Source organism: Enterobacter sp. 120016, assembly GCF_018383635.1.
Taxonomy (GTDB): domain Bacteria; phylum Pseudomonadota; class Gammaproteobacteria; order Enterobacterales; family Enterobacteriaceae; genus Enterobacter; species Enterobacter asburiae_D.
Window position 1 is genome coordinate 1 of sequence record NZ_JAHAWC010000031.1, and the last position, 17794, is coordinate 17794.

A 17794-nucleotide genomic window follows, 5' to 3' on the forward strand; every position below is an offset into this window, starting at 1 on the left:
AGTCTTCGGTGGAGCGGTAGTTCAGTCGGTTAGAATACCTGCCTGTCACGCAGGGGGTCGCGGGTTCGAGTCCCGTCCGTTCCGCCACTTATTAAAAGCCCTGAGCTAACGCTCAGGGCTTTTTTCTTATCTGACGTTTAATTATTGCGAAATTAGCAAAAATCCTCTGCGTTTTACGATCTTTTTCTCTATAACAAGGTCAGCGATAATCTTCCTCAGTTTACGAACATAACGATTGAGGAATATTATGACTCTCCCTGCATTTGGTCTGGGCACCTTCCGCCTGAAAGACGACGTTGTTATCGCATCAGTTAAAACCGCACTCGAACTGGGCTATCGTGCAGTTGATACGGCACAGATCTATGAAAATGAAGCTGCCGTTGGACAAGCTCTCGAAGAGAGTGGTGTGCCGCGTAACGAACTGTTTATCACCACGAAAATCTGGATTGAGAATCTCAGCAAAGATAAGCTGATCCCTAGCCTGAAAGAGAGCCTGAAAAAACTGCGTACTGACTACGTAGATCTGACGCTGATCCACTGGCCATCACCGAATGATGCCGTCTCAGTAGAAGAATTCATGCAGGCGCTGCTGGAAGCGAAAAAGCAGGGCTTAACCCGCGAAATTGGGATCTCCAACTTCACCATTCCGCTGATGGAAAAAGCCATTGCCGCTGTTGGCGCAGAAAATATTGCGACCAACCAGGTTGAGCTGTCTCCCTACCTGCAAAACCGCAAAGTCGTTGACTGGGCAAAACAGCACGGGATCCACATCACCTCATACATGACGCTGGCCTACGGTAAGGCACTGAAAGATGAAGTGATTACGCGTATCGCAGAGAAACATAACGCCACTGCTGCGCAGGTGATTCTGGCATGGGCAATGGGTGAAGGCTATGCCGTGATCCCATCATCAACTAAGCGTGAAAACCTGGCCAGCAACCTGTTGGCAACGGATCTTCATCTGGATGCTGACGATAAAAAAGCGATCGCAGCACTGGAGTGCAACGATCGTCTGGTTAGCCCGGAAGGTTTAGCGCCTGACTGGGATTAAGTTTGACCCACCCTCTGTAACCTGAACCCTCACACAGCTCCTCCGGGAGCTGTTTTTATATGTTCACTCAGGAAGTCAATAAAGGCACGAATGCGCGTACTCACCGCTCTGTCACTGTAATACACCGCGCTAAAAGGCATCTCTACCGGCAGACGCTTATCGGCCATTAACTCCACGAGCTCACCGCGCGCAATTTCTTTATCAATCATGTAATCCGACAAACAGGCGATGCCATTCCCGGTAAGGCACAGCTGCTTCAGCGTTTCGCCGCTGTTTGAGGATAATCCGCAGGTAATTTCATGAAGTTGACCATCATGACAGGCGACAGGCCAGGTGTTTAGCGACACCGGCTCCGTAAAGCCCAGGCACAGATGCTGCTTCAATTCTTCAACCGTCTCCGGTTTACCATGCTCGGCAATATACTCTGGTGATGCGATAATTTTGCGGTAGCTGGCAAACAGAGGGCGGGCACGCAAGCTTGAATCTGTCAGGGTTCCCGCCCGGATGGCCACATCCACTTTACGCTCGATGAGGTTGATAAACGTCTCTGAGGAGACCAGCGAGAGCGTCATCTCCGGATAGCGCTCGCGGAAAGGTTTGATCAGCGGCATCAGAAAGTGAAGCACCACCGGCGTGGCAGCATCAATGCGCAGCAATCCACGTGGCGTGCTGCGGGTCTCCATAATCTCCGTCTCCGCTGCCGCCATCTCCTGCAGTACCGACTGCACGCGGCGGAAGTAACGCTCTCCTTCTTCCGTCAGGCTCAGCTGTCGCGTCGTTCGGTTGAGCAGACTCACCCCAAGCTTCATCTCCAGTTTTTTTACCGAACGGCTGATGGCCGAATTAGCCTGTCCCAGCTGTTCGGCCGCGCGGCTAAAGCTGCCGCTTTCAACGACGGCGACGAAGATTGTCAGCTCTTCCGATGTTGCTTTCACTGTTGCACCACCTGCAAAATTCTATTGATATTTTGACCATTTTTGTTATTTAAGCACTGGCGCATACTGCCTGTCATCTTAATCCTGATGATACGGAGTATTTTATGCCACTGGCGCTACTTGCCCTGACGATCAGTGCCTTTGCAATTGGCACGACCGAATTTGTTATCGTGGGACTGGTTCCTACCATTGCTAACCAGCTTGCGATCTCGTTGCCTTCAGCCGGGCTGTTGGTGTCTATTTACGCCTTGGGCGTCGCCGTCGGTGCGCCAGTCCTGACGGCCCTGACCGGACGCTTCCCACGTAAGCAGCTGTTAGTCGCGCTGATGGTGCTGTTCACCGCCGGCAACGTTCTGGCCTGGCAGGCACCGGACTACACCACGCTGGTAATTGCCCGTCTGTTGACCGGCCTTGCGCACGGTGTGTTCTTCTCGATTGGTTCCACTATTGCAACCAGCCTGGTACCCAAAGAGAAAGCGGCTTCAGCCATTGCGATCATGTTTGGTGGGCTGACCGTCGCACTCGTTACGGGCGTACCGCTGGGAACGTTTATCGGACAACACTTCGGCTGGCGCGAAACGTTCCTTGCCGTCTCCTTGCTGGGTGTCATCGCCCTGGTGACCAGCCTGCTGCTGGTACCGTCGAATATTCCGGGCCGGGCGAGCGCCAGCCTGCGCGATCAGCTGAAGGTGCTCACGCATCCGCGTTTGCTGATCATCTACGCGGTTACGGCACTGGGCTATGGCGGCGTATTCACCGCTTTTACCTTCCTGGCGCCGATGATGCAGGACCTGGCGGGCTTTTCCCCCAATGCCGTGAGCTGGATTTTGCTGGGATACGGTATTTCCGTTGCCATTGGCAATATCTGGGGCGGCAAGCTTGCAGATAAGCATGGTGCGGTACCGGCGCTGAAATTCATCTTCGCCGCCCTGGTTGTTCTGCTGATGATTTTCCAGTTCACGGCTTCGCTACACTATGCCGCGCTGGTCACGGTGCTGGTCATGGGGATCTTTGCCTTTGGTAATGTGCCCGGGCTTCAGGTTTACGTTGTCCAGAAAGCCGAGCTCTATACGCCAAATGCGGTGGATGTGGCATCGGGTCTGAACATTGCCGCATTTAATATTGGCATCGCGCTGGGCTCCATCATTGGCGGACAAACCGTAGCGCATGTTGGGTTAACCCAGACCCCGTGGATTGGCGCAGTGATTGTCCTGGTGGCCTTCCTGCTGATTGGCCTGAGTGGGCGACTTGATAAACCTGCTCGCGTCGCGCTGGGTTAACATCAGTAAGTGCTTGCTTACAAAACTGGAAAGCGGTTTCTCAGAAATTGCGTTGAAAGTATGACCTAAAGTCCCTATAACATTAGAACCAGTCCGTTTTCCGGGCTGGTTCATGTTACAGAGGCTGTTTCCAAAAGTGCGAAAAAATACCTATGCCATGCGTTATGTTGCCGGAATGCCCGCGGAGAGGATCTTGCCTCCGGGGTCATTTGCGAGCATAAGCCAGGCATTACCCGCCGGCACACCGTTAAGCAGCGATGAGAAAATCCGTGTACTGGTGTGGAATATCTTTAAGCAGCAGCGTGCCGAGTGGTTATCGGTACTCAAGAATTTTGGAAAAGATGCCCACCTGGTTCTGCTCCAGGAGGCGCAAACCACCCCTGAGCTGGTACGGTTTGCCACCACGAACTATCTTGCCGCCGACCAGGTGCCTGCATTTGTCCTGCCACAACACCCCTCAGGAGTGATGACACTTTCAGCAGCACATCCGGTCTATTGCTGTCCTCTGCGTGAACGTGAACCTATCCTGCGTCTGGCGAAATCGGCGCTGGTGACGGTCTATCCGCTGCCGGATACCCGAATGCTGATGGTCGTGAACATCCATGCGGTCAATTTCAGCCTGGGCGTGGATGTCTACAGTAAGCAGTTACTTCCGATTGGCGATCAGATTGCCCATCACAGCGGCCCCATCATTATGGCAGGCGATTTCAATGCCTGGAGCCGTCCGCGCATGAATGCGCTGTATCGCTTTGCGCGCGAAATGTCGCTGCGTGAAGTTCGTTTTAGCGATGACCAGCGCAAAAAAGCCTTTGGTCGTCCTCTCGATTTTGTCTTCTATCGTGGTTTGAGCGTGCATGACGCCTCTGTTCTGGTGACGCGCGCCTCCGATCACAATCCTCTACTAGTTGAATTCAGTCCCGGCAAACCTGATAAATAATGGTGTGTCAGGTCTGCCGTGGGGCAGACCTGCGCGGGTGCTGCCCTTTTATTTTTAACCAACAAAGGACAGTACGATGACAACAACACACTCCCATCATGACAACGTAGAAAAACAGTTTGGTTCTCAGGCAAGTGCCTATCTGAGCAGCGCCGTGCATGCTTCTGGCCGCGATCTGGTGCGTCTCGGTGAGCGTCTGGCGGCGTTCCCGCAGGCGCACGTGCTGGATTTAGGCTGCGGGGCAGGGCATGCCAGCTTTGCGGCTGCGCAGCAGGTCGCGCACGTTACCGCGTATGACTTATCCAGCCAGATGCTGGACGTCGTTGCCGAGGCGGCGAAAGCGAAGGGGCTGGACAACATTGATACGCGCCAGGGCTATGCCGAATCCTTACCTTTTGATGATGCGTCGTTTGAGGTGGTTATCAGCCGTTACTCCGCGCACCACTGGCATGATGTCGGCCAGGCATTACGCGAAGTCAAACGTGTTCTGAAGCCGGGTGGCGTCTTCATTATTATGGATGTGATGTCCCCTGGACATCCGGTGCGCAATATCTGGCTGCAGACGGTCGAAGCGCTGCGCGATACCTCGCACGTGCAAAACTACGCCAGCGGAGAGTGGTTGTCATTTATTACTGAGGCGGGACTGATCGCGCGCGCGTTGATTACAGACCGCTTACCGCTGGAGTTCAGCTCGTGGATCGCGCGTATGCGCACCCCGGAAGCATTAAGCCAGGCGATCAGGCTGTATCAGGAGAGTGCGTCCGCAGAGGTGAAGGCGTACTTTGAACTGCAGGACGACGGCTCGTTTACCAGCGATACCATCATGGCTGAAGCCCAAAAAGCGGGATAAACAAAAAAGGCACCGAGGGGAATCGGTGCCTTTTTATCTTTCGATCGTGCTATCAGGAGTCTGGCGTAGCGCTGTTCTTCACAAACAGCGTCAGCTGGTCGCCAGGTTTCAGATTGTCAGTATCATTATTCCAGCGCATCACATCCTTGATGTTTACGCCGTGTCGTTTTGCGATACTGGACAGTGAATCGCCCTTGCGCACGCGATAGGTAATGCTATCGCTGTTGCTGGCGAGACGCTGTGCGCTGCTACCTGCACCTACCGTCAGAGTCTGACCCACTTTCAAGCCGGAGCTGCGCAGATTATTCCACTGCTGCAGATCTTTCGCATTCACGCCAAGACGTGAAGCAATGCCCGAAAGCGTATCACCTGAACGAACCTTATAGCTGCGGCTGTTAACTGATGATGCATCCGCGATCAGCGTTGACTGAACGGCGGCGATTTCACCAGAAGCTAAAGACTCACGTAACTGTTCAGCATGTTTCTGCGGAACCATTACATACTGCGGGCCACTTGCCCCCAGGGTTGAGCCTTTAACGCCAGCATTAAAGGTTTTCAATTTACTTACCGACATACCCGTCATATCAGCGACCCGTTGAATATCAACCGGATTGCTGAGGCGAACACGCGCCAGTGCACGACTTTCGTCTGGTGTTGGCAGTTGTACACCGTAACGCTTGCTGTTCTTGAGAATATCGCTCAATGCCAGCATTTTCGGTACGTAAATCTTTGTTTCCTGTGGCAGTGAGAGCGACCAAAAATCGGTGGATTTACCCCGTGCTTTATTCGCTTTCATTGCCTTCAGTACACGACCTTCGCCACTATTATACGCTGCGACCGTTAACAGCCAGTCGCCGTCAAACATCTTGTTCAGACGTTGCATCATGTCGAGAGCGGCTGTCGTTGAAGCGACAACATCGCGACGCGCATCATAGTTGCGGGTCTGTTTCAGACCATAGTTTCGCCCGGTGCTCGGAATGATCTGCCAAATGCCTGCGGCATTGGCGCCAGACGTCGCGTGTGGGTCAAAAGCGCTCTCCACTATGGGTAGGAGTACCAGCTCCATAGGCATGTTACGTTTCTTAACTTGCCCGGCTATCCAGTACATATACGGCTCTGCCCGTAACGTTACATCGTGGAGATAGCTCTTATTACTTAAATACTTCTGTTTCTGTTCGCGAATCCGGGTATTTTCCGGAACTCCCATCTTTAGCTCGTCGCCAATAGAGGTCCACAAGTCTTGATCCTGCGCGAAAGATGTTCCATCGTCCATCCAGCGCGCCGAACTTGCAAACTTCCCTGCTTCCCCTTGACCAGCTGCAGAAAGGCTCTGTGCGTGCTGTTGTACGTTGCTGCCGTTTTGCGACTGGCAACCTACAAGCAGGACAGAGGCGAGTAATATCGCTTTTGCCTTCATGTGTGTGTCAATAGTTGCTTAAAAGACGAGCGATGATAACGGCGAAATTTTGAAAAGGCAACCCGCAATTATCTGAAGTTATCTTTCTTTGACCTTAACCATGCAAATCGCTGTTCTGGTTGTTGCAAATTTGTTTCTTGGTTAATTTTTCTAATTAAATCAATATCATCTGTTCGTAAAAATAAATTAATTTGGCGCTCGTTTTTCAGAATTACGGGTAGTGTTTTTTGGTTTTTTGCACGTAACTCCTTCACTTTGTGATAATAATCCTGAATCGCCCGATCCTCCGGTAAGAGGCTCACGGCAAACTTCATATTTCCTAATGTATACTCATGAGCGCAACAAATGAGTGTTTCGTCGGGTAGAGCGTTAATCTTCTGTAAAGACTGGTGCATTTGAGCGGGCGTGCCTTCAAACAGTCTTCCGCAGCCTCCGGAGAACAGCGTGTCGCCGCAAAAAAGATAAGGTTTACTGTAGAAACACAGATGTCCCAAAGTGTGACCTGGTGTAGCAAATACGGAAAACTCCCACTCGCGTATGAGGATAGTTTCGCCTTCTTCGACTACTTGCGTGATGCCCTTATCTTGTGCCTCTGCCGGTCCGTAAACCACCAGATGCGGGAAATGAGCGCGCAGTTCAGGCACGCCGCCAGTATGATCGTGATGGTGATGCGTCAACAGAATGGCTTCTGGCTGCCAGCCGTTCTCTTTTATGGCGCGCAGAACAGGGGCCGATTCGCCGGGATCGACAATGACGCATCGACGATCGTCGTCAACCAAAACCCAGATGTAATTGTCCTCAAAGGCTGGAATACTGATAAGATTCATACATTACCTCTTATAGCGTGGCGGGTGTTTTGATGAAACCGGCAAGGATACCTCAGACTGTCGCAGCACCGGAACGTTGGGCGGAATTGCCCTGGGGTGAATACTATCGCGAAGCGTTAGAACAACAGCTGAAGCCCTGGCTCGCGAAAATGTATGGCTTTCACCTGCTTAAGATTGGCAATCTCAGCGCGGAAATCAATACCGAAAGCTGCGCTATCTCGCATCAGGTCAACGTCTCTCTCGGCGGATCGCCGGTTCAGGTAAAAGCAGACCCGTTGCATCTGCCGTTTGCGGAAAAATCCGTCGATGCGTGTTTGCTCGCACACACGCTGCCCTGGTGCAGCGATCCGCATCGTCTGCTTCGCGAAGCCGATCGCGTGCTGATTGATGACGGCTGGCTGGTACTCAGCGGATTCAATCCGCTAAGCCTGATGGGCCTGCGTAAGCTGGTACCGGTGCTACGCCGGACTCCACCTTACAACAGCCGGATGTTCACCATGATGCGCCAGCTCGACTGGCTTTCGCTGCTGAACTTTGAAGTGCTCTGCTACGGAGGTTTTCAGGTGCTGCCCTGGGCGCGGCAGGGGGGCGTGGTACTGAGCACCCATCTCCCGGCGTTGGGCTGTTTGCAGTTTATCGTCGCGCGTAAGCGAACCATTCCCCTTACGCTTAACCCTATGAAGCAGAGCAAGTCGAAAACGCCCATCCGCCAGACCGTCGGCGCCACTCGGCAGTACAAAAAAACCGATTAGGCGTCGGGCTGATAGCCCGCATCTTCATGAGCGGGATTGGATGCCGCAGCACGAGCCAGTTCGTCGCAGCGTTCGTTTTCCGGGTGGCCTGCGTGGCCTTTAACCCACTCCCACTTAATCTGATGCTGGCCCAGCGCAGCATCAAGACGTTTCCAGAGATCGACGTTCTTGACCGGCTTCTTATCGGCGGTTTTCCAGCCGCGTTTTTTCCAGTTATGGATCCACTGGGTGATCCCCTGACGCACGTACTGGCTGTCGGTGCTTAACACCACGTCACAATGTTCTTTTAACGCCTCCAGCGCCACGATGGCCGCCATCAACTCCATCCGGTTGTTGGTGGTCAGAAAATAGCCTTCGCTAAAAGTTTTTTCGTGCTGGCGATAGCGCATAATCGCGCCGTAGCCGCCGGGACCTGGATTACCGAGACAAGATCCATCGGTGAAAATTTCTACCTGTTTACGCATCTCTGGTAGACTTCCTGTATTCGAAACGTTCAGTTAAACGATAAGTCTGACATAAATGACCGCTATGAGCACTGCAATTACTCGCCAGATTGTCCTCGATACCGAAACCACCGGTATGAACCAGATCGGCGCGCACTACGAAGGGCATAAGATCATCGAGATCGGCGCCGTTGAAGTGGTGAACCGTCGTCTTACGGGGAACAACTTCCACGTCTACCTCAAACCCGATCGGCTGGTGGATCCGGAAGCGTTCGGCGTTCACGGGATTGCCGATGAGTTCTTGCTGGATAAGCCGACTTTTGCGGATGTTGCTGACGAATTCCTGGAATATATCAAGGGCGCCGAGCTTGTCATCCATAACGCATCGTTCGATATCGGCTTTATGGATTATGAATTCAGCAAGCTTAATCGTGATATCCCGAAGACGAACACCTTCTGTAAGGTGACGGACAGCCTGGCGCTGGCAAGGAAGATGTTTCCCGGCAAGCGTAACAGCCTTGATGCGCTCTGCTCGCGCTACGAGATAGACAATACCAAGCGAACGCTCCACGGGGCGTTGCTCGATGCCCAGATCCTGGCGGATGTCTATCTGACGATGACCGGCGGGCAGACGTCAATGAAGTTCAGTATGGAAAATGAATCCCAGCAGACGCAAGGCGAAGCGGGCATTCAGCGTGTTGTCCGCCAGGCAAGCCGGTTGCGGGTTGTTTTAGCCAGCGATGAAGAGCTCCTTAACCACGAATCCCGGCTTGATCTGGTCCAGAAGAAGGGCGGCAGCTGTATGTGGCGCGCCTGAAAAAACGCCGGAATGCCTGTAAAATCATCGTTTGGGCGATTTTTGCAGCAAACGATTCAAAACGTGAGAAAAAGCGTTGACGAGATCGGAGGCGCACCGTAATATGCGCCTCGTTCCCCAAACGGGAACAGTGGAGCGGTAGTTCAGTCGGTTAGAATACCTGCCTGTCACGCAGGGGGTCGCGGGTTCGAGTCCCGTCCGTTCCGCCACTATTCAGAAGGCCTGAATCAGAAATGATTCAGGCCTTCGTCGTTTCAGCATTGTGTAATCTCAATCCCCCCCCTACTGTTAACAAAAAGTTAATATACATGGTGCAATTAATTAACAATTGCACGGTTGTAGTGCGCTATTTGCACTGATATTGTGCATTTCACCACCACACCTCTCTTCAGACCTCGGTCAGAATGTTTCTTTCTGTAAAAATAATTCACGCAGAATCATTTGGTTATCTCCCGCTTTCCAAAAAAACACCGAACCAATTGCGTATTGGTTTGGTTATTGCTTAATCATTAGCACGATAAGCTTCATTCCATATCAATAACTTATCGTTAATAAAAATAAAGCAATGATGAAAGCGAGCGAACCAATATGGAAAAACCGTCACGGTTTCTGGCAAATTCCAGCACCGCGCTTGAGCAGCTGCGCGGGCTTATCAACCAGCATGAGTCAACACCAGGCATACCGCTGCCCACGGAACGTGAGCTGTCGGACACTCTCGGCGTAGGACGACGTGAAGTGCGTCGTGCGCTGGACGTGCTGGAAGAAGAGGGGCGCATCTGGCGTAAGCAGGGCAAAGGGACCTTTATTGGCCCGGCGGCACCTGTTGAACCGCTGGCCCTTCAGGGATTGGTTCAGCAGACCAACCTTCTGGAAGTGATGGAAGCTCGTCTACAGCTCGAACCCGGCTTAGCCCGGCTTGCGGCACTGCGTGCCACCAGGGAAAACCTCGCGCTCATGCAGCGCATGCTGGAACGCATCGATAAGGTCAGCCCGGATGACCGCGATCTCAACGAACTCTGGGATAGCGCCTTTCACCGGGCGATTGCCGAGGCGGCGGGCAACCGTCTGATGCTTGGCCTGTTTGATGCCATTGATGCCGTGCGGCGTGAACCGGGCTGGCAGCATCTGCGCGAGCTGGCGCGCACCCCCGAACGTGTCGACAGCTATAACGACCATCACCATAAGATCATGTCTGCGATTATCCATCGCCAGCCTAATGAAGCCGCGGCCGCCATGCGCGAACACCTGCTCAGCCTGCAAACCGCCCTGATTCAGGCGATCCACCTCGAGGACGACTTCACGCCATGACGACAATACCCTTTAAGGACGCCACGCCCGTATTGCGAGTGCAAAACCTCAACGTTACGTTTGCTGGCTCGCCGGTTAGCGTGCTGGATGGTATTTCTCTGACCGTCAGGGCGGGCGAAACGCTGGCGCTGGTGGGGGAGTCAGGCTGCGGGAAAAGTATCACTTCACTGGCGCTGATGGGGTTACTGCCCGCCAGCGCGCAGATTGTCAGCGGTGAGATGCAGTTTCGCCGCCACGATCTGCGAAAGCTCTCACCGCGCGAATATGCCGATCTGCGCGGCAGCGAGCTGGCGATGATTTTCCAGGAGCCGATGACCTCGCTCAATCCGGCGTTTACGCTGGGCGATCAGCTTAGCGAAGCGGTTATGCGACACCAGAACGCCTCGCGCGCAGAGGCGATGAAGGTCGCGCTGCTGATCCTCGAGAAGGTACAGATCCCGGCGGCAGAGATGCGCCTGAAAGCATATCCCCACCAGCTTTCGGGCGGCATGCGCCAGCGCGTGATGATTGCGATGGCGCTGATTAACCATCCCAAACTGCTGATTGCTGATGAACCCACCACCGCGCTCGACGTCACCATCCAGGCGCAAATCCTCGCCTTGCTCAACACCTTAAAAGAGGAAACCGGCACGGCGGTGCTGATGATCACCCACGATTTAGGCGTGGTGGCGGAAGTCGCCCAGCAGGTCGCCGTGATGTATGCCGGGCAGGTGGTGGAGCAGGGGAGCGTGGAGGCAATATTCGCCGACCCGCAGCACCCGTACACCATCGGCCTGATGGGCTCGATTCCTTCTCTTGGCACACGCAAGGGCCAGCTCTCCACCATTCCCGGATCGGTCCCGCTCCCGGAATCCATGCCGAAAGGCTGCCGTTTTGCCACCCGCTGTCCGTTTGCGCAGTCCCGCTGCCATGATGAAAAACCGCAGCTCGCCACGCTCGGCGCGGGCCATCAGGTCGCCTGCTTCCGCGTGCCGCTCGAACAGCACATTGCCCTGGGAGAAATCGCATGACCACGCCCATTCTTGAAGCCCGTGACCTCAGCAAGCTTTTTCCCGGCCCCAAAAAGCTCTTTACTCCGGCACGGTTTGTCACGGCGGTCGATCGCGTTTCGCTTGCCGTGATGCCGGGCGAAACGCTGGCGATCGTCGGCGAGTCCGGCTCCGGGAAATCTACCCTCGGTCGCCTGCTGCTGCGCCTGCTGGCCGCCAGCGAAGGGCGCGTGTTTTACCTGGGGGAGGAGATCACCGACGCCTCCGGTGCTCGTCTGAACCAGCTCCGGCGCGAGCTGCAGATTATTTTTCAGGATCCCTTCGCCTCGCTCAACCCGCGCATGACGGTGGAGCAGATCGTCGGGGAGCCGCTGTGGCTGCATCAGAATATGAAAAAAGCGGATCGCCAGTACCGCGTTGCCGAGCTGCTTAAAACCGTTGGCCTGCCTGCCGCCTGGGCCGGACGCTATCCGCACGAGTTTTCCGGCGGGCAGCGCCAGCGTATCGGCATTGCGCGCGCGCTGGCCTCGGGACCGAAGCTGCTGCTGGGGGATGAGCCGGTATCCGCGCTGGACGTCTCCGTTCAGGCGCAGGTGGTCAACCTGCTGGAAAGCCTGAAGCACCAGCTTGGGCTGACGATGGTGATTGTCGCCCACGGTCTGGCGGTGATCCGCCATATGAGCGACCGCGTGGCGGTCATGTACCTCGGGCAAATCGTCGAGCTTGCCACCGTGGATGAGATTTTTGACGCGCCGCTGCACCCCTATACCCAGGCGCTGATCGCCTCGGCGCCGCAGATGCAGCCGGGCGTTGAGCGAGATGCGCCGCTGCTGCAGGGGGATCTGCCCAACCCGGCCAGCCCGCCGTCCGGCTGCCGTTTCCACACCCGCTGCCCGTACGTTACCGATGAATGCCGCCAGGTCGAGCCGATCAATCAGGTGCTCGACGGCGGGCGTCAGGTTGCCTGCCATCGCTGGCAGGAGATCAACCGCGATCGCGGCGTTATCCAGATCGCACCGCCATCCGCCGCTTTTCTGCGCCGCCGCGCGCTGTTTGAACACGCGGCCACTCACTCGTCCCTTCCTTCAAGGAACTCATGATAATGACAATGCGTAATTCTCTTTTGACCGTACTGGGAAGTGTTATGTTGCTTGGCGCGGCGCTGCCCGCACATTCTGAAAGCGTGCTGCGAATCGGTCTCGGCGCTGACCCGGACATGCTCGACCCGCATCTGGCGCGCACCTACTATGGCCGCTTCGTGTTTGCCTCCCTGTGCGACAGGCTGGTGGACGTGGATGAAAATCTGAAGGTTGTCCCCGGTCTGGCTAAAGACTGGGCGTGGAGTGAGGACGGTAAAACCCTGACGCTCAATCTGCGCGAAGGCGTCACCTTCCACGACGGTGAGAAATTCGATGCCGCCGCGGCAAAATACAACCTCGACCGCGCCCTGACCCTGAAAGGCTCCCTGCGTAAGAGCGAGATCTCCTCCGTTGAATCGGTAGAGGTCACCGGCCCGATGCAGATTGCGCTGCACCTGAAAACGCCCGATGCGGCGCTGCTGATGCAGCTCACCGACCGCGCGGGCGCAATGATGGCCCCGGAGGCGGCGAAAATGCCTGACTTTGCCGCCCACCCGGTCTGCTCCGGCCCGTACAAGTTCGACAGCCGCGTGTCCCAGGACCGCATCGTTCTGACCCGCTTCGACAACTACTGGAACAAAGGCGCCTACCACTTCGACAAAATTATCTATCTGCCGATCCCGGATGCCTCCGTGCGGCTCGCGAACCTGCGCGCGGGCGATCTTGACCTGACCGAAGGTATCGCCGCCAGCGACGTTAAAACCGTCGAAGCCGACAGCAAGCTGGCTCTGGCGAAGGTGACGGGCCTGGGCTATCAGGGCATCACCTTCAACATCAACAACGGCAAGGTACCGGCGAACGATCCGTTCAAGGACGCCCGCGTGCGCGAGGCGTTTTCTCAGGCCATCGACCGCGATGCGTTAAACCAGGTGGTCTTTGAAGGGCTCTACACCCCGGCCAACCAGGCGTTTTCACCGGTCAGCCCGTATCACGTTAACCTGCCGGTTCCGCCGCGTGACGTCGACAAAGCCAAAGCGCTGCTGAAAGCGGCAGGCGTCACCGCGCCGCTGACCGTCAACCTGCTGGTGCCGAACAACCCAACCTCGCAGCAGGTGGGGCAGGTATTGCAGGCGATGGTCGCTGAGGCCGGATTTAACCTGAACCTGCAGATGACCGAATTCGCCACGCTGCTCGATCGCCAGCAGAGCGGTGACTATCAGCTGAGCTTCTCCGGCTGGTCGGGACGCCCGGATCCGGACGGCAGCATCTACGGCTTTATCAACAGCAAAGGCACGCTTAACGACGGCCGCTACAGCAACGCGCAGGTCGATGAGTGGCTGACCCAGGCGCGCCAGAGCACCGACCAGGCCGCACGCCAGCCGCTGTACGACAAGGTGGTGAAACAGCTGCAAACCGACATGCCGATTGCCTACCTCTACTTCGAGCCGCGTATTTTCGGTCTGAACAAAAGCGTGCAGGGCTTTAAGCCGTACCCGGACGGCATCGTGCGTCTGGCGGGTTTGACGCTGGCGAAATAAACGTCCTGAGGAGAACCCATGCTGGAACTGATTTGCAAACGTCTGCTGCTAGCCGTCCCGACGCTATTGCTGGTGAGCATGATGGTGTTCGGGCTGCAAAAGCTGCTGCCCGGCGACCCGCTGATCGCCATGGCAGGCGAGGAGCGCGATCCGGCGGTCATCGCCCAGCTGCGCGCGGAGCTGAACCTCGATGCGCCGATCCCCGTGCAGTATTTCCACTGGCTGACGCGCGCGCTGCAGGGCGATCTGGGCGTCTCCTTACGCACGCACGAACCGGTGACGCAGCTGATTGCCAGCAAGCTGCCGGTCACGCTGGAGCTGTCGCTGCTGGCGATGATTATCGCGCTGGTGTTTGGTATCAGCATGGGGATCCTCGCGGCGGTGAACAAAAACAGCTGGGTCGATCACGGGGCGAACTTCGTGGCGATCTCGGGGATCTCGATCCCGCACTTCTGGCTGGGGATCCTGCTGATTCTGGTCTTTTCGGTGAACCTGCAGTGGCTGCCCGCCTCCGGGTACGTGCCGTTCAGTGAAGATCCGCTCCAGAACCTGCGCACGCTGCTGCTGCCCGCGTCCGTGCTCGGAACGGGGCTCGCGGCAACGCTGATGCGCCACACCCGCGCCTCGATGATTGCGGTCCTGAAGGCGGATTATATCCGTACCGCGCGGGCTAAGGGGCTGCTGCCGAAAGCGGTGATCCTGAAGCACGCGTTTCGCAACGCGCTGGTACCGGTAATCACCCTCACCACGCTGCTGTTTGGCGAGCTTCTGGGCGGCGCGGTGCTGACCGAGCAGGTCTTCACCATTCCGGGCTTCGGCAAGATGATCGTCGACTCGGTATTCAACCGTGACTACGCGGTGGTGCAGGGCGTGGTGCTGATCGTGGCGATTGGCTTCCTGATGCTCAACCTGCTGGCCGACGTGCTCTACGTCCTTATCAACCCGAAAATGCGAGGTTAACCATGGCGGAACTGACGACGCAAACCGTTACGCCCGCGCTGCCGCGCGCGCAGAACCGGGTGCTGAAGAAATTCCTCGCCAATAAAAGCGCGGTCATTGGCGCGGTGGTGGTGGGCTTCTTTGTGCTGCTGGCGCTGCTGGCGCCGTGGATCGCCCCGTTCGACCCGGTGAAAGCCAACTTCCTGGCGGTGCGAAAAGCGCCGTCGGCGATGTACTGGTTCGGCACCGACGAGCTGGGGCGCGACATATTATCCCGCATTATCTGGGGCGCTCGCACCTCGCTGATGGCGGGCTGTATGTCGGTCGTTATCGCGGTGGTTATCGGCGTTCCGCTGGGGCTGGTGGCGGGCTACTTCCAGAAGATGTGGGACGGGGTGATCTCGCGCTTTATTGAGGCGCTGCTGGCCTGTCCGTTCCTGATCATGGCGATCGCGCTGGGGGCATTTTTGGGCCCAAGCCTGACCAACGCGATGATCGCCATCGGTCTTTCGGCGATGCCGATCTTCGCCCGCCTGACGCGCGGGCAGGTGATCGCCATCCGCAACGAAGAGTATATCGACGGCGCGCGGGCGATTGGCCTGCCGGATCGCTGGATCATCATTAAATACGTCCTGCCAAACGTGATGTCGCCGATCCTGGTGCAGGCCACGCTGGCGATTGCCTCGGCGATTATCGCTGAAGCCAGCCTGTCGTTTTTAGGGCTGGGGCAGCAGCCGCCCAATCCGTCCTGGGGCTCCATGCTCAACACCGCGAAAGGGTTTCTGGAGCAGGCGCCGTGGATGTCCATTTTCCCCGGCGTGGCGATTTTCCTCGCCGTGCAGGGCTTTAATTTACTCGGCGACGGGCTGCGCGATGCGCTCGATCCGCGCCACGACTAAGGAGTCATGATGACCAAAGCGCTTGATTTTACGTCCGGTTATGATTCACGCCGCCCGCCGATGATGGGCCATAACGCCGTGGCGACCTCACAGCCGCTGGCGGCGCAGGCAGGCATGAAAATGCTGCAGCTGGGCGGGAATGCCGTGGATGCGGCCATTGCCACCGCGATGGCGCTAACGGTGGTTGAGCCGACCGGCAACGGGATCGGCAGCGACGCCTTTGCCATCGTCTGGGACGGTGAAAAGCTTCACGGTCTGAACGCGTCCGGCCGTTCGCCTGCGAGCTGGCATGCGGATCTGTTTGCCGGTAAAACGGCGGTGCCGGAAATCGGCTGGGACGCGGTGACCGTGCCGGGAGCGGTCTCCGGCTGGGTGGCGCTGGCGGAACGCTTCGGCACGCTGCCGCTGACCACGCTGGCGCAGCCTGCCATAGACTACGCGCGCAACGGTTTCCCGGTCTCCCCGCTGATCGGCCATCTCTGGCAGCGCGGCTATAGCAAGCTGAAAGATCAGCCGGGCTTTAGCGCCTGCTTCGCGCCGGAAGGCCGCGCTCCGCGCGTGGGGGAAATCTTCCGTAACCCGGCGCAGGCGAACTCGCTGGAGCTGATTGCTAAAACTAACGGCGACGCCTTTTACCGCGGCGAGCTGGCGCAGAAAATCGCTGCTTTTGCGAAAGAACACGGCGCGCACCTGACGGCTGAAGATCTGGCAAACCACCGCGTGGACTGGGTAGAACTGCTGTCGCGAGACTTCGCGGGCGGTTCGGTGCAGGAGCTGCCGCCAAACGGCCAGGGGATCGCCACGCTGATTGCGCTCGGCATTCTGGAGCAGTGCGGTATTGAGAAGCATCACCCGGATTCCGTGCAGTCCCTGCACCTGTCCATCGAGGCGATGAAGCTGGCGCTGGCGGATCTCGACCGCTACGTGGCGGATGAAGAACACATGGCGTTCGCGGCGAAAGAGCTGCTGAGCGACCCTTATCTGAAGTCGCGCGCGGCGCTTATTGACCATGATAAAGCCTCAGACTTCGTTTACGGATCGCCGACGCAGAGCGGCACGGTCTACATCAGCACCGCCGACGCCAGCGGGATGATGGTCTCGTTTATTCAGTCCAACTATATGGGTTTCGGTTCAGGCATCGTGGTGCCGGATACGGGGATCAGCCTGCAAAACCGGGGCTGCGGGTTCGTGCTGGATCCCAATCATCCGAACGCGCTGGCGGGCAGCAAGCGTCCGTTCCACACCATCATTCCGGGCTTTGCGATGGACGGCAACGGCCAGCCGCTGATGTCCTTCGGCGTGATGGGCGGCCCGATGCAGGCGCAGGGGCACATGCAGATGGCGCTGCGCATTATGCTGCACGGGCAAAACCCGCAGGCGGCAATCGACGCCCCGCGCTGGCGCGTGGTGCAGGGCAGGGAGGTGATCGTGGAATCGGCGTTCGATCGCAATACCATCGCCGCGCTGCGCGAGCGCGGGCATCAGATCGTGGTGGAAGATCCGCTGCAGGATTACAACTTCGGCGGGGCGCAGGTGATTTACCGCCTGCCGGAAGGGCACTACGTGGCCGCGACGGAGAGCCGCAAAGACGGGCAGGCGCTGGTGAGTTAATGTTTTATCCTCCCTCTCCCTTTGGGATGTACAGTCCGGGGACATGGTAGACAGGTGTTCGGGGACATGGTGAACACTTTTTAACATCCTTTACCCATGGTGATCGACTTTTTCTTCAGGTC

17 protein-coding genes and 2 tRNA genes are annotated in these 17794 nt (G+C 56.7%); 15 read left to right on the forward strand and 4 right to left on the reverse strand.

Going from position 1 to position 17794, the window contains the following annotated elements:
• Positions 1 to 10: 10 nt before the first annotated feature.
• A tRNA-Asp gene (locus KIF87_RS22830) sits at positions 11 to 87 on the forward strand.
• Between the two features lie 160 nt (positions 88 to 247).
• Entirely contained in the window at positions 248 to 1051 is an 804-nt protein-coding gene (gene dkgB, locus KIF87_RS22835; protein ID WP_213330810.1) for a 2,5-didehydrogluconate reductase DkgB, read from the forward strand.
• A gap of 29 nt (positions 1052 to 1080) precedes the next feature.
• Here dkgB and yafC read toward each other — a convergent pair whose 3' ends face one another.
• On the reverse strand, positions 1081 to 1986 hold the full coding sequence (yafC, locus tag KIF87_RS22840) for a DNA-binding transcriptional regulator YafC (protein WP_032646938.1): 906 nt from the start codon (positions 1984 to 1986) through the stop codon (positions 1081 to 1083).
• Between the two features lie 104 nt (positions 1987 to 2090).
• Between yafC and KIF87_RS22845 the strand changes: the two genes are divergently transcribed.
• The 3 genes from KIF87_RS22845 (at position 2091) to KIF87_RS22855 (ending at position 5053) form a co-directional block, all read left to right on the forward strand.
• A complete protein-coding gene (locus KIF87_RS22845; RefSeq protein WP_023310479.1) occupies positions 2091 to 3266 on the forward strand; it encodes an MFS transporter in 1176 nt (391 codons plus the stop codon).
• A 136-nt stretch (positions 3267 to 3402) separates the two neighbouring features.
• Complete coding sequence (locus KIF87_RS22850) at positions 3403 to 4203, forward strand: endonuclease/exonuclease/phosphatase family protein (RefSeq protein ID WP_024909448.1); 801 nt, start codon at positions 3403 to 3405, stop codon at positions 4201 to 4203.
• Positions 4204 to 4279: 76 nt separating this feature from the next.
• On the forward strand, positions 4280 to 5053 hold the full coding sequence (locus tag KIF87_RS22855; protein WP_213330812.1) for a class I SAM-dependent methyltransferase: 774 nt from the start codon (positions 4280 to 4282) through the stop codon (positions 5051 to 5053).
• A 52-nt stretch (positions 5054 to 5105) separates the two neighbouring features.
• Here KIF87_RS22855 and mltD read toward each other — a convergent pair whose 3' ends face one another.
• Both mltD and gloB read right to left on the reverse strand, forming a co-directional pair.
• Positions 5106 to 6470 (reverse strand): murein transglycosylase D, encoded by a 1365-nt coding sequence (gene mltD, locus KIF87_RS22860; RefSeq protein ID WP_213330814.1) that lies wholly within the window; start codon positions 6468 to 6470, stop codon positions 5106 to 5108.
• Between the two features lie 68 nt (positions 6471 to 6538).
• Positions 6539 to 7297 carry a hydroxyacylglutathione hydrolase gene (gene gloB / locus KIF87_RS22865; RefSeq protein WP_213330816.1) on the reverse strand — a complete coding sequence of 253 codons (759 nt, stop codon included), beginning with the start codon at positions 7295 to 7297 and terminating at the stop codon, positions 6539 to 6541.
• Between the two features lie 32 nt (positions 7298 to 7329).
• Between gloB and KIF87_RS22870 the strand changes: the two genes are divergently transcribed.
• Positions 7330 to 8049, forward strand: a complete 720-nt coding sequence (locus KIF87_RS22870; RefSeq protein ID WP_023310484.1) for a class I SAM-dependent methyltransferase — start codon at positions 7330 to 7332, stop codon at positions 8047 to 8049.
• Here KIF87_RS22870 and rnhA read toward each other — a convergent pair.
• Positions 8046 to 8513, reverse strand: coding sequence for a ribonuclease HI (gene rnhA, locus KIF87_RS22875; RefSeq protein WP_023310485.1), 468 nt, complete (start codon positions 8511 to 8513; stop codon positions 8046 to 8048). The two genes, KIF87_RS22870 and rnhA, sit on opposite strands and share 4 nt — an antisense overlap.
• A 64-nt stretch (positions 8514 to 8577) precedes the next feature.
• On the opposite strand from rnhA, the gene dnaQ reads away from it, so the two are divergent.
• The 9 genes from dnaQ (at position 8578) to KIF87_RS22920 (ending at position 17672) form a co-directional block, all read left to right on the forward strand.
• On the forward strand, positions 8578 to 9309 hold the full coding sequence (dnaQ, locus tag KIF87_RS22880; RefSeq protein WP_029739690.1) for a DNA polymerase III subunit epsilon: 732 nt from the start codon (positions 8578 to 8580) through the stop codon (positions 9307 to 9309).
• Positions 9310 to 9441: 132 nt separating this feature from the next.
• Positions 9442 to 9518: transfer RNA gene (locus tag KIF87_RS22885), tRNA-Asp, on the forward strand.
• Positions 9519 to 9897: 379 nt separating this feature from the next.
• Complete coding sequence (locus KIF87_RS22890; protein WP_023334601.1) at positions 9898 to 10617, forward strand: FadR/GntR family transcriptional regulator; 720 nt, start codon at positions 9898 to 9900, stop codon at positions 10615 to 10617.
• Complete coding sequence (locus KIF87_RS22895; protein ID WP_213330818.1) at positions 10614 to 11627, forward strand: ABC transporter ATP-binding protein; 1014 nt, start codon at positions 10614 to 10616, stop codon at positions 11625 to 11627. Before KIF87_RS22890 ends, KIF87_RS22895 begins: the two co-directional genes overlap by 4 nt.
• Positions 11624 to 12706, forward strand: coding sequence for an ABC transporter ATP-binding protein (locus tag KIF87_RS22900; RefSeq protein WP_213330820.1), 1083 nt, complete (start codon positions 11624 to 11626; stop codon positions 12704 to 12706). The genes KIF87_RS22895 and KIF87_RS22900 overlap by 4 nt, the downstream gene beginning before the upstream one ends.
• Positions 12707 to 12708: 2 nt before the next feature.
• On the forward strand, positions 12709 to 14223 hold the full coding sequence (locus KIF87_RS22905; protein ID WP_213330822.1) for an ABC transporter substrate-binding protein: 1515 nt from the start codon (positions 12709 to 12711) through the stop codon (positions 14221 to 14223).
• A gap of 18 nt (positions 14224 to 14241) precedes the next feature.
• Positions 14242 to 15183: an ABC transporter permease gene (locus KIF87_RS22910; protein WP_008500268.1), complete on the forward strand. Its 942-nt coding sequence runs from the start codon at positions 14242 to 14244 to the stop codon at positions 15181 to 15183.
• Between the two features lie 2 nt (positions 15184 to 15185).
• A complete protein-coding gene (locus KIF87_RS22915; RefSeq protein ID WP_213330824.1) occupies positions 15186 to 16061 on the forward strand; it encodes an ABC transporter permease in 876 nt (291 codons plus the stop codon).
• Positions 16062 to 16070: 9 nt separating this feature from the next.
• On the forward strand, positions 16071 to 17672 hold the full coding sequence (locus KIF87_RS22920) for a gamma-glutamyltransferase family protein (protein ID WP_213330826.1): 1602 nt from the start codon (positions 16071 to 16073) through the stop codon (positions 17670 to 17672).
• Positions 17673 to 17794 lie beyond the last annotated feature (122 nt).

Coding starts and splice junctions, on each gene's coding strand:
- KIF87_RS22920 (WP_213330826.1), top strand. CDS start 16,071: ATGACCAAAGCGCTTGATTTTACGTCCGGTTATGATTCACGCCGCCCG.
- KIF87_RS22890 (WP_023334601.1), top strand. CDS start 9,898: ATGGAAAAACCGTCACGGTTTCTGGCAAATTCCAGCACCGCGCTTGAG.
- mltD (WP_213330814.1), bottom strand. CDS start 6,470: ATGAAGGCAAAAGCGATATTACTCGCCTCTGTCCTGCTTGTAGGTTGC.
- KIF87_RS22900 (WP_213330820.1), top strand. CDS start 11,624: ATGACCACGCCCATTCTTGAAGCCCGTGACCTCAGCAAGCTTTTTCCC.
- KIF87_RS22855 (WP_213330812.1), top strand. CDS start 4,280: ATGACAACAACACACTCCCATCATGACAACGTAGAAAAACAGTTTGGT.
- KIF87_RS22895 (WP_213330818.1), top strand. CDS start 10,614: ATGACGACAATACCCTTTAAGGACGCCACGCCCGTATTGCGAGTGCAA.
- KIF87_RS22905 (WP_213330822.1), top strand. CDS start 12,709: ATGACAATGCGTAATTCTCTTTTGACCGTACTGGGAAGTGTTATGTTG.
- KIF87_RS22910 (WP_008500268.1), top strand. CDS start 14,242: ATGCTGGAACTGATTTGCAAACGTCTGCTGCTAGCCGTCCCGACGCTA.
- rnhA (WP_023310485.1), bottom strand. CDS start 8,513: ATGCGTAAACAGGTAGAAATTTTCACCGATGGATCTTGTCTCGGTAAT.
- dkgB (WP_213330810.1), top strand. CDS start 248: ATGACTCTCCCTGCATTTGGTCTGGGCACCTTCCGCCTGAAAGACGAC.
- gloB (WP_213330816.1), bottom strand. CDS start 7,297: ATGAATCTTATCAGTATTCCAGCCTTTGAGGACAATTACATCTGGGTT.
- KIF87_RS22870 (WP_023310484.1), top strand. CDS start 7,330: ATGAAACCGGCAAGGATACCTCAGACTGTCGCAGCACCGGAACGTTGG.
- dnaQ (WP_029739690.1), top strand. CDS start 8,578: ATGAGCACTGCAATTACTCGCCAGATTGTCCTCGATACCGAAACCACC.
- KIF87_RS22845 (WP_023310479.1), top strand. CDS start 2,091: ATGCCACTGGCGCTACTTGCCCTGACGATCAGTGCCTTTGCAATTGGC.
- KIF87_RS22915 (WP_213330824.1), top strand. CDS start 15,186: ATGGCGGAACTGACGACGCAAACCGTTACGCCCGCGCTGCCGCGCGCG.